Annotated in this window: 7 protein-coding genes; 4 read left to right on the forward strand and 3 right to left on the reverse strand. The window is 71.7% G+C overall.

Annotated elements, in window-relative coordinates; genetic code table 11:
* The 3 genes from ACE3UY_RS09565 to ACE3UY_RS09575 form a co-directional block, all read left to right on the forward strand.
* On the forward strand, positions 1 to 2,442 hold a 2,442-nt coding region (locus tag ACE3UY_RS09565; RefSeq protein ID WP_374687314.1), incomplete at its 5' end, for an AAA family ATPase.
* 298 nt (positions 2,443 to 2,740) lie between these two features.
* On the forward strand, positions 2,741 to 3,664 hold the full coding sequence (locus tag ACE3UY_RS09570; protein ID WP_374687315.1) for a tectonin domain-containing protein: 924 nt from the start codon (positions 2,741 to 2,743) through the stop codon (positions 3,662 to 3,664).
* A gap of 227 nt (positions 3,665 to 3,891) precedes the next feature.
* The gene (locus ACE3UY_RS09575; protein ID WP_374687316.1) at positions 3,892 to 4,725 is read left to right on the forward strand and encodes a class I SAM-dependent methyltransferase; all 834 of its coding nucleotides are present in this window, start codon (positions 3,892 to 3,894) and stop codon (positions 4,723 to 4,725) included.
* Positions 4,726 to 4,731: 6 nt separating this feature from the next.
* Here the strand turns inward: ACE3UY_RS09575 and ACE3UY_RS09580 are convergent, their stop codons facing one another.
* From ACE3UY_RS09580 to ACE3UY_RS09590, 3 genes are all read right to left on the reverse strand, one after another.
* Entirely contained in the window at positions 4,732 to 5,940 is a 1,209-nt protein-coding gene (locus ACE3UY_RS09580) for a PA14 domain-containing protein (protein WP_374687317.1), read from the reverse strand.
* Positions 5,941 to 6,022: 82 nt separating this feature from the next.
* A complete protein-coding gene (locus tag ACE3UY_RS09585; protein ID WP_374687318.1) occupies positions 6,023 to 6,538 on the reverse strand; it encodes a hypothetical protein in 516 nt (171 codons plus the stop codon).
* 173 nt (positions 6,539 to 6,711) lie between these two features.
* The gene (locus tag ACE3UY_RS09590; RefSeq protein WP_374687319.1) at positions 6,712 to 9,333 is read right to left on the reverse strand and encodes an AAA family ATPase; all 2,622 of its coding nucleotides are present in this window, start codon (positions 9,331 to 9,333) and stop codon (positions 6,712 to 6,714) included.
* Positions 9,334 to 9,463: 130 nt separating this feature from the next.
* On the opposite strand from ACE3UY_RS09590, the gene ACE3UY_RS09595 reads away from it, so the two are divergent.
* Complete coding sequence (locus ACE3UY_RS09595; protein WP_374687320.1) at positions 9,464 to 10,672, forward strand: esterase/lipase family protein; 1,209 nt, start codon at positions 9,464 to 9,466, stop codon at positions 10,670 to 10,672.
* Positions 10,673 to 10,826: the final 154 nt, after the last annotated feature.

The raw sequence follows: 10,826 nt of genomic DNA on the forward strand, positions 1-10,826 counted from the left end.
GTGAAGGGGGTGGCCGAGCGCGTCGTCGTCTACCGGGTGCTGGCGGCCAAACCGCGCGCCTTCCGGTTGGGGACGCGCGGCGTCGAGGGAGTCGAGACGCGCATGATCGGCCGCGACGCCGAATTGGGGGCGCTGCAGGCGGCGTTCGCCGGCCTGCTGGTCGATGGCCGGCCGCGTCTCGTCACCGTGATAGGCGAGGCCGGCGTCGGTAAGTCGCGCCTGTTGTTCGAGTTCGAGAGCTGGGTGGAGCTGCGGCCGGAGCGCATCGGCCACTTCAAGGGGCGCGCGCTGGCCGTCTCGCGCGAGACGCCCTACGCCCTGTTCCGCGACCTGTTCGCCAACCGCTTCGACATCCTCGACAGCGACCCGCCCGACGTGGCCCTGGGGAAGTTTCGCGCCGGCTTCGGGGCCGGCGTCAGCCCCGACACCGTTGGGGCCGACGTGGTCGGCCACTGGTTGGGCTTTGACTTCGAGGCCAGCGAGGCCGTCGCCCGGCTGCTGGGCAGCCCCGAGTTCGGCCTGACCGCCCAGGCCCACCTGACGCGCTTCTTCCGCGCCCAGGCCGCCGCCCGGCCGCTGGCCGTCTTCCTGGAAGACATCCACTGGGCCGACGACCCGTCGCTCGACCTGCTGGCGGCGCTGGTCGAGGGGCTGGCCGCCGCGCCGGAAGGGCGCGCGCCGGCCCTCTTCGTCTGCCTGGCCCGCCCCACCCTGCTCCAGCGCCGGCCGGGGTGGGCCGCCGGCGAGGAACAGCGCCTCCACCTGCAGCCCCTCTCCCGCCGCGAGACCGATGACCTCATCGGCGAAGTCCTCCAGCGCGTTGACGCCATCCCCGACGCCCTGCGCCAGCGCGTCGCCGCCGCGGCCGAGGGCAACCCGTTCTACGTCGAGGAGTTGGTCAAGATGCTTATCGATCAGGGGGCGATCGAGGTGGCGCAGGGAAGCGGGGGAGCAGGGGAGCAGGGGGACAGGGGAGACGGTTGGTACGTGCATGCGGAACGGCTGGAAACGTTGCGCATCCCGACGACGCTCACCGCCCTCATCCAGGCCCGTCTGGACGCCTTGCCGCCGGCCGAACGGCGCGCCCTGCAACACGCCGCGGTCGTCGGCCGGGTGTTCTGGGACGACGCCGTGGCCTGGCTGCTCGGCGGGGGCGAAGAGGCGCGCCCCCTGCTCGACGCCGCCCGCGGCCGCGAGATCATCCACCGCCGCGACCGCTCCGCCCTGGCCGGGACGGAGGAGTACATTTTTCGCCACGCCCTGCTGCGCGACGTGACCTATGAGACGGTGCTGCTGCGCGACCGGCGCGCCCTCCACGGCCGCGCCGCCCGCTGGCTGGAGGCCCACGCCGGCCCGCGCCTGGACGAGTACCTCAGCCTCATCGCCCACCACTGCGTCGAGGCGGGCGAGAACGAGCGCGCCGCCGGCTACCTGGCCCGCGCCGGCGATGAGGCGTTGCGGACGGGGGCCCACGCCGCCGCCCGCCACGCCTTCGAGCGCGCCGCCGCGCTGGGCCGCGCGACGCCCGGCCTGCTGGTGGGGCTGGGCGAGGCGTGCTTCATGCTGGGCGATTACACCGCGGCCGAAGCGGCGCTGCTCCGCGCGCTCGATGAAGGCGCGGCCGGCGCCGACGCCGTGCGGGCGCGCTACTGGCTGGGGCGCGTGGCGACGGCGCGCGGCGACTTCGACGGGGCGCGCCGCCACGTGGAAGCGGCCCTGCCCGCCGCCCGCGCCGCCGGGGGCGCGTCGCTGGGTTGGGCGCTGGAGGGGCTGGCCGGCGCGGCCGGCAGCCGGGGCGACCTGGACGCGGCTGAGGCTTACGCCGCCGAGGGCCTGGCGCTGGCCCGCGCCGCCGGCGAGGCGGCCCTGGAGATGCGCTGCCTGACGCTGCTGGGGGTCTTCGCCCGCCTGCGCGCCGACCTCGACGCGGCCGGCGACCACTTCGCCGCCGGGCTGGCCCTGGCCCGCCAGATCGGCAACCTGGAGCGGGAGGCCACGGCGCTGCTCAATTTGGGCGATCTGGGCTACCGCCGCGGCCGGTTCGACGACGCCGCCGGCCACGCCCGCGCCGCCCTGGACATCTTCCGCGAGCAGGGGCAGTGGGACGCCGTGGCGATGGCCGCCGGCAATCTGGCCCAGGCGGAGCTGGCGCGGGGCGAGCCGGACGCCGCCCGCGCCGCCGCCCGCCGCGCCCTGGCCGCGGCCGGGACTGTGGACGCCACGCCCTTGCGGCTGTTCGCCCTGTCGGTCTATGCCCAGGTTATCGCCGCCGGCGACCCGGCCCGCGCGCTGGCCCTGCTGCGCCTCGTCCGCGACCACCCGGCGACCGAGTACCAGGATCGCCAGGAGGCCGAGGCGCTCATCGCCGCGCTGGGCCTGGCCGGGCCGGACGCGCCGTCGCTCGATTTGGAGGCGACGGTGGCCGCTGTGTTGGCTGAGTAGGGGCGCACCTGCGTGTGCGCCCTGGGACAGACACGCAGGTCTGCCCCTACGACGGCTAAGCGCACCTGCGTGTGCGCCCTGGGACAGACACGCGGGTCTGCCCCTACGACGGCCAAGGCCCGTTGACACACCCCCGTCCCCTATGCTACCATGTTCCCAGAGAGAACAGGTCGCTTCGCATCGCCCCGCACGCCCTAACCCGATAGCCGGCCCATCCGCAACCCGTCCCCGAATCGCTCGCCACGCGCCCGAGCGAGGGCGGTCTTTTCGGCGCGCAAGTGCCAGTAGGAGGTCATCTATGGCAACTGTGATCGGCGTTTCAGTGGGAGCCGACGGCGCGGTGTGGTGCGCCGACTCGGCCGGCAATCTCTACATGCGCGTGGGCAGCGAGTGGAAGCGCAACCCGACGGCCAAAGCCACGGAGGTTGCGGTCGGCTCGGCGAGCCACGTGTGGTGCCGCAACGCCGACGGCCACGTCTTCAAGTTACAGGGCGCAAACTTCGACAGCGGTTGGAGCGAGGACCCGGTCGCCAGCCTGGTCAAGCAATCCATCGCCGCCGGCAGCGACGGAACTGTCTGGGTGGTCAATACCAAGGGGGAGCTGGTCAAGCTGGAGAACGGTCAGTGGAAGCACAACCCGACGGGCAAGAACGCGGTCGAGGTCAGCGTCGGCGACGCCAACAACGTCTGGTGCCGCAACAACCTCGGCCAGGTGTTCCGGCTGTCCGCGAGCGCGGCCGACAGCCGGTGGCTGCCCGACACCGTGCCCGGCCTGCCCGTCGCCTCCATCGGCGCGGGCAACGACGGCGCGGTCTGGGTGGTCAATACCAAGGGGGAGTTGTTCACCAAGGACGGCCCCACCTGGCGGATGAACGATAAGGGTAAGGCGGTGCAGATCTCGGTCGGCAACAGGAACCTGGTGTGGTGCGTCAACGCCGCCGGCGAGATCTTCCACGCCCAGGCCAACGACTGGAACACCTTCTGGGTGAAGGTCGCGCCGCCGGCGGGGCTGCCGGGGCCGCGCCACTATACCGTGCGCGAAGGAGACAAATCCCTGCTGGCGATCCTCCGCAAGGAGTATCCGGGGACAGTGGAGGCGGACGTGGTGCGGCGGGCCGACCGGGTGGCCCGGCTGAACAAGTGGCCGGGCACGTTGCAGGATAACTATGGGGGATTTGCGCAGCGGATGCAGCCGGGGGACGTGTTGATCCTGGAAGCATGAGTTTGTAGTCAGGCAATTCATTGCCGTTCCTTGCGCCCTGTAGCAGAACGGCAATGAATTGCCTGACTACGAGCGGAGAAGGCGGTTTGGCAAACCGCCCTACAATGTTTGGCAAGTTGAAAAATCAACGTATAATGAGGGGTTAAGAGCTACCAACCACTTTTCCGCGCCACGCATCTTCCCACGTCGCCCGCGCCCAACTGAGCCGTTGAAACGAGGTTCCAGCAATGGAAACCGACGAAGTCACGTACTTCGATCCGTCCGCCACCTATAGCGCCGCCGCCCTCGATTACGATTACGCCTCCTGTCACTACTGGGCCGGCTCGGCCGAACGCGCCGTCGAACTGGCCGACCTCGGCCCCGGCATGACGGTGCTCGATGCCGGCTGCGGCGCGGGCGCGGCCACCATTCCGGCCGCCTTCCGCGTGCGGCCCGGCGGCCACGTCGTCGCCGTGGACTTCTCGCCGGAGATGCTGGCCCTGGCTACCCATCGGGCCAGCCGGTTCAGTCTGCACAACATCGAGTGGCGGCTGGAAGACATGCGCGCCTATCGCCCGCCGCCGGCGCAGTTCGACGCCGTGCTGTGCGTGCTGGCGCTCTATTGTGTGGAGGATATGATCGGACTGGCCGCCGCGCTGTGGCAGCTGGTGCGGCCCGGCGGCCGGCTGGTGGTGGTCACGCCCGGCCGGGAGCTGCTGTCCCCCCTGTATGACCTCTTCTACGCCGCCGCGCGGCGGGCGCGCCCCGGCCTGATCCTGCCGCGCCCCTGGCGACGCATCGATACGCACAAAGCGCTGGCCGCCGTCCTGGGGCAGACCGGCGCGGCTCACGCGACCATCACCGAGGAGCGCGTCGTCGTGCCGCTGCGCGCGCCCGATGACTGGTGGCGCATCGTGCGCGGCAGTGGCCTCTACCGCGCCGCCGACCTGCTCGGCCCCGAGGCCGCCCGCGTCCAGGCCGAGAACCTGCGGGCCATTGCCGAGGACAACATCCGCAGCCTGAGCAGTTGCTACCTGTACGCCGTGGCGGAGAAGAAACTGGCTACGGATACGGACGGATGAGAGAGATTACTTGCTGACGAAGGCCGCCGGCAGGTAGAACTTCCGCTCCGAGCCGACCATTCGCCAGTAGAGACGCGCCTCGGCCACGCCGGCGACCTCGTGGTGTTCCACCCGCAGGGTGTGCGGCCCGGCGGCGACGGGGGCGGTCAGCGAATCATTGCCGCCGCGCCCCCATTTGTCCAACAGCAGCCGGTCATCGAGGTAGAGGCGCGCGCCGTCGTTGTGGGCCAGATAGAAGGTGTAAGCGCCGCCGGCGAAGTTCAGCCGCCGCGTCCAGCGCGAGGAGAAGTGGTCGGCGGCCAGCAGCGGGTGGGGCGCGGCCAGGTCCCAGCTAAACCAGACGGCGGGATCGTCGCGCACCACCACCGGCGGGCCGGCCAGCGTCTCGTTGTCGAAGTACTCGCCCCGCCAGCCCTGGATGTTGTGGGTCGTGATGGAGCCGGAACGCCACGCCTCCGGCGTCAGCCCGGTGCGCTGGCCGTCCTCGTAGACCAGGCCGCGCATATAGTCGCGCAGCCAGGTTCGCCAGCAGCCGTCTTCGTCGGTCGTGTACCCCGCCTCCTCCGCGCCATGCAAATCCTGGACGGGAAAACGGAAGCCCTGATCGCTGTAGAAAGCGGTTACGCCGTGGAGCCACTCGTGCAGGAACACCTCGCCGTCGCACGCGCCGGACGGCCAGATCCAACTGAGGTTGAAGACGGAGGCATAGGTAAAGTCGAAGAACCAGCCCCCCAACCCCCAACCGAAAGCGGGGATGGATTGGTCGGTGGTCGGGTGCGACGCCTGCCAGAAGACGATGACCGAGTCATAGGCTCCGGGCGGCGCGTAGGCGTTCAGTTCCGGCCGCGTGTCGTCGGGTGACGGCCAGTAGCCGTCGCCGATGGGCGTGAGCGAGGTCAGCGGCCGGGCGGCGTAGACGACGCGCGCCTCCAGTTCGCCCGTCCGGTCGGTGTAGTCGTAGACCACGCCGCGGTGGGGCAGGTGGAGAAAGGATTTCACCATCAGTTCGGCGTCTTGCGGGGGCATGGTGGCCGTCAGGTGCTTGCGGGTTCCATCGAGGTCGGTGTAGTCCACGTCGATGCCGCGATAGACCAGCACCAGCATCTTCCACGGGTCGCCGGTCTGCGTCTGCGAGACGGCCGCGCGGGACACGGCTGCCAGCAGGACGATGGCGAGTGTGAGTGCGGCAAGGCGGAACACGGTACTTCGGTGCATTGTTAACCTCTAGACAGCTCGCGGGGCCCAGGTGCAACCCACTTCAGAAAGTGGGTCGCACCTGCTTGCGTCATTCCAATCCCTAATCGTCGAGCCGGTAGACGACGACCGGCCCCGACCAGCCGCGCGGGGCGTAGAGGAGCAGGTAGCCCTCCAGGGCCATAGGGGCATCGCTGGCAGCGGTCTCCCCCAGGTCATAGCGCCACACGCCCGATGTCGCGCCGGCCGGCCCCAGGGACGGCGGGGCGCCGGCGGGCTGTTCGACCGGCGACACGTAGCCCGACTGGCGGTGGTGGAGTTGCACCGCCCAGCCCAAATCCACGGCGCGATCCGTCTCGTTGCGCAGGTCGAGCGTCAGGCTGAGTTCGCCGCCGTCCAGGACGACGTCGGTCAGGGTGATCTGGTAGCCTTCGTACTCGGCCGTCTCGCCGGCGCGGAAGGACGGCAGGCCGTAGAAGAAGTTGCTCTGGGGCGTGGTGAGGGCGGCCGGATGGGTGGGCGTCGCCGGGGCGGCCGTCGGCGGCGCGGCGGTATTGGCCGGCGGCGCGCAGGCGGCCAGCAGCAACAGGCCAAACAATAGGTACTTCAGTCGGCGCATCGTTCCCTCCCTGATGAAAGTGGCGACCCCACCCATAGGATAGCGCGGGACGGGCCGCAATTCAAGTAGGGGCGCACCTGCGTGTGCGCCCTGTGGCAGTGTGCGCCCTGTGACAGCGTGCGCCCTGTGGCAAACCTGCGTGTCGGCCTCAGGGCGCACACGCAGGTGCGCCCCTACAAGCCCGATCGCCGCGCCAATTCGGCCGCCGCCTCGCGGCTGTGCACGTCGAGCTTGGCGAGCACGGCCGAGACGTGATGATCGACCGTCTTGGGCGAGAGATGCAGCCGCGCGGCGATCTGGGCGTTGGTCAGCCCCTCGGCCAGCAGGGCCAGAATCTCCGCCTGGCGGCCGGTCAGGCCAAATGGGTTATCGCGGGTGGCCGGGCGGGGCCCGCGCGGCACGCGGGCCACGCCAGCGGCGTGCAGCCGCCGCCGCAGGTCGTCGGCCGCCGGCCGCGCCCCCAGCGCCTCGAACAGCCGCAGCGCCTCCAACTGCGCCGCGGTGTCCCCCTCGGTCAGGGCGCGGGCACGTTCGTAGGGGCAGCCCAGCCGCGCCCACCCGGCCGCCGCCCCCGCCCAGTCGCCGGCGATGCTCAGCCGGAACGGAGCCGCGATCCACTCTGCAGCCTGCTCCGGCGCGAACGGCGTCGCCCCCGCACGCCCCAACCAGTAAGCCAGCTCGCCGGCGAACCAGGGGTGGCGCTTGTCCAGCGCCAGGTCAAACGCGGCCCCGGCTTCGGCCGCCGCGCGCGCCGGGTCGCCGGCCAGCCAGGCCGCCTCGGCCCGCGCCGCCCGCGCCAGCCCCACCCGGTGCAGGCTGCCGATCGGGCGCGCCAGTTCCAGCGCCTCATCGAGCGCCGCGTCCGCCTCCGGTTGGCCGGAGCGGGCGCGGGCCAGCCCCAACGCGCCCAGCGCGGTAATGCGGCTGGGGATGGACACGTCTGGCTGGGCCAGCACGCGCCCGGCCGTATCGGCCGCCTCGGCCCACTGCCCGCGGCGCAGGTGGGTCATGGCCCGCCAGCCGAGCATGTAGAAGCGGTAGCGATCCAGGTCGTGTTCGGCGGCGAAGGTGATGCCCTCATCCAGATAGCGTTCGGCCCGCCGCAGGTGGTACAGCTCGCAGGAGGACGAGCCGAGGTTGGTGTAGGCGTGGCCGGCCGTGGCGATTCGCCCGGCGTCGCGCGCCGCGGCCAGATTGGCTTCCAGTTCACGGCAGCCGGCCTCATAGTCCAGAAAGAGCCGCGACGAGCCGACGATGTTGCGGGCGGATAACGCCTCGCCCACGTGACCGATCGTCTCGGCCACGGCCAACGCTTTGTCGGCCAACTCGATGGCGTCGTGGAAGTCATGATTCAGGAAGCGCACGTTGGCCGCCATGCGATAGGCGGCCGATAGCTCGCGGCCGGGGCCAAGCGCCTCCAGCAGCGCGACGGCCTCGCGCGCGCAATCGCCGGCCTCGTCGTTGCGGCCGACGCCGATGAGCATGTTCGCCAGTTGCCACAGCAGCGAGCCTTGGCGCAGCGGGTCGCCCAACTCGCGCCAGATGCCCAGCGCCTTGCGGCAGACCTCCACCCCTTCGGCCCGCCGGTCGACGAGGTTGCACTCCTGGGCGTAGCGCTCCAGCAGGCGGGCGTGCTCGGCCGGCGGCAGGGCGTCGGCGTAGTCCAGCGCCAGCCGGTAGAGCGTGGCCGCGACGCGGTGGGCGCTGGCCGCGGCCGCTTCCTGCGCGGCGACGGGCGCGAACGCCAGCACCGCCGCCCGGTCGCCGGCCGCCTGGGCGTGGTGGGCCAGCCGGGCCGGGTCGGCGCGGCCGGCCGGCGTCGCCCGCAGCGCGGCCAGCGTCGCGCGGTGCAGCGCTTGCCGGCGCGGCGGCGAGAGGGATTCCAGCACCGCCTGCCGCGCCAGTTCGTGGCGGAAGGCCAGCCACTCGCCCTGAGCCACCAGCACGCCGCTGCTGAGGCACTCTTCCAGGGCCGGCCACGCCTCATCCCCGGCCGCGCCGGCCACGCGGGCCAGCACGTCAGGCTCGATGCGCGGGCCGACGACGGCCGCCGCCGCGAGCGCTGCCTGGGCCGCCGGCGAGACGCGGGCGACGCGGGCCGCGACGGCGTCGCGGATGGTGGGCGGCAGCCCGCCGGCGCCGGCCAGCACCTCGGTGACGAAGAAGGGGTTGCCGCCTGTCTGGCGGTGGAGCGCGGCGGCGTCGAGGCCGCGGTCGCCGACGAGCGCGCGGACGGACGGCTCGCTCAGCGGCGGCAGGGTGACGCGGCGGACGGCAGGCGAGGGCAGGTCGCCCAGCACGGCGCGCAAGGGGTGGCCCGGGCCGAGTTCATCGTCGCGGTAGGTCAGCACGAGCAACGCGGACGTCTGGGCAACGCGGCGGCCGAGGTAGCGCAACAGATCGAGCGTGGCGTCGTCGGCCCAGTGCACGTCCTCGAAGACGGCCAGGGTGGGCCGGGCCGCCAGCTCGCGCAACACGGCGGCAAAGACAGCGGCGTGGTCGACGCGGTCAGCCCCGTCGCGGAGCAGCGCCGCCACCCGCCCCGTCTCGCCCCGCGCGCCCTGGGCGGCGATGTCGTGCAGCGGGCCGAGCGGGCGCGGCGTGAACAGGTCGTCGCAGACACCCCACCACCGCCGCGCCGACGCCCCCGGCCCGCGCGCGAACGCCTCGACCAGCGACGTTTTGCCGATACCGGCCTCGCCGCTGATGAGAACGACGCGCCCCGCGCCGCGCCGCGCGTCGTCCAGCGCGCGGCTGAGTTCGGCCAAAGGGGTGTCTCGCTCTAAAAGGGCCATATGAACTGCGTCAATCAGCGCAAGAATCAGCGTCCATCAGCGTCCTATCTTGACCCCGACCGGGCGGCGCAATCATATCCTAATAATAAGGACGAGATGCTTCACAAAGCGTGCTATAGTTAACATTCTCATGAAAAAGAAACCAGCCCACCTCCACCCCGCCGACCTGCGCGCCCTGGCCCGCCTGAGCACCGACGCCGCCGCCGGACTGACCGACCTGGTGGAGGCGCTCCACCTGGGCATCGCCGGGCCGCCCGACCCGGACGCGCCGGAGCGGGCGGGCGGCATCGCGCCGCTGACGTACCGGACGATTCGCGGCATGACCCGCCTGGTGGGCGGCGGTGTAGAGGCGGGGCTGAGCCGGCTGACACCCCTGCTGGGCGAGCGCGAGCCGACGCCGCAGCGGGCGACTGTCATGGCCGCGCTCAACGGGGTGTGGGGCGATTACCTGGTCGAGAGCGGCAATCCCCTGGCGACCGCCATGTCCTTCTGGCACAACGGCGTGACGCTGGTGCTGGAGCGCGAGGCGCTGGCCGGGGTTTTCGGCGCGGGCGACCCGGCCGCGCCCGGCGACCGGCTGGCCGTCCTGCTCCACGGCCTCTGTATGGACGAACGCTGCTGGAACGGCCACGGCCCGGCGCTGGCCCGCGATCTGGGCTATGTCCCGCTGGCCGTCCGCTACAACTCCGGCCGCCACATCTCCAGCAACGGCCGCGAGCTGGCCGATCACCTGGAGGCGCTCGTCCAGGCGTGGCCGCGGCCGGTGGCCGAGATAGCCCTCATCGGCCACAGCATGGGCGGGCTGGTGGCCCGCAGCGCGTGCTACTATGGCGCGGCGGCCGGGCACACGTGGCGGCTCCACCTGCGGGCGCTCGTCTGTCTGGGCGCGCCCCACCACGGCGCGCCGCTGGAGCGCGGCGGCAACTGGGTCAACGTCGTGATGGATGCCTCGCCCTACTCGGCCCCCTTCACCCGGCTGGGCAAGCGGCGCAGCGCGGGCATTACCGACCTGCGCCACGGCAGCGTGATCGATGAAGACTGGAGCGGCCGCGACCGCTTCGCCCACGGGCCGGACGAGCGCCACGTCGTCCCCCTGCCCGACGCGGTGCGCTGCTACGCGCTGGCCGCGACCACCTCCATAAGACCGGGCGGCCTGCGCGACCGGCTGCTGGGGGACGGGCTTGTGCCGGTCGCCAGCGCGTTGGGCCAGCACGCGGACGCCCGGCGGTCGCTGGCCTTTCCCGAGGAACACCGCTGGGTGGGCTACGGCATGAGCCACCTGGATTTGCTGCGCCGGCCAGAGGTGTATGAGCGGCTGAGGGAGTGGTTGGGTTCGTAGTCAGGCAATTCATTGCCTGACGACAAGCGGCAATGTACTCGATTATGTCAACACTTGTTCATCTGAATGGAACTGATTTCTACTATGAGGCGGCCGGCTCCGGCCCGCCGCTCATCCTCCTCCACGCCGGCATCGCCGACAGCCGCATGTGGGA

Source organism: Promineifilum sp. (SeqCode) (assembly GCF_041918635.1).
Classification (GTDB): domain Bacteria; phylum Chloroflexota; class Anaerolineae; order Promineifilales; family Promineifilaceae; genus Promineifilum.

Excerpts from the sequence above, each read along its gene's own strand:
- ACE3UY_RS09575 (WP_374687316.1), top strand. The coding sequence starts at position 3,892 with ATGGAAACCGACGAAGTCACGTACTTCGATCCGTCCGCCACCTATAGC.
- ACE3UY_RS09595 (WP_374687320.1), top strand. The coding sequence starts at position 9,464 with ATGAAAAAGAAACCAGCCCACCTCCACCCCGCCGACCTGCGCGCCCTG.
- ACE3UY_RS09570 (WP_374687315.1), top strand. The coding sequence starts at position 2,741 with ATGGCAACTGTGATCGGCGTTTCAGTGGGAGCCGACGGCGCGGTGTGG.
- ACE3UY_RS09585 (WP_374687318.1), bottom strand. The coding sequence starts at position 6,538 with ATGCGCCGACTGAAGTACCTATTGTTTGGCCTGTTGCTGCTGGCCGCC.
- ACE3UY_RS09580 (WP_374687317.1), bottom strand. The coding sequence starts at position 5,940 with ATGCACCGAAGTACCGTGTTCCGCCTTGCCGCACTCACACTCGCCATC.
- ACE3UY_RS09590 (WP_374687319.1), bottom strand. The coding sequence starts at position 9,333 with ATGGCCCTTTTAGAGCGAGACACCCCTTTGGCCGAACTCAGCCGCGCG.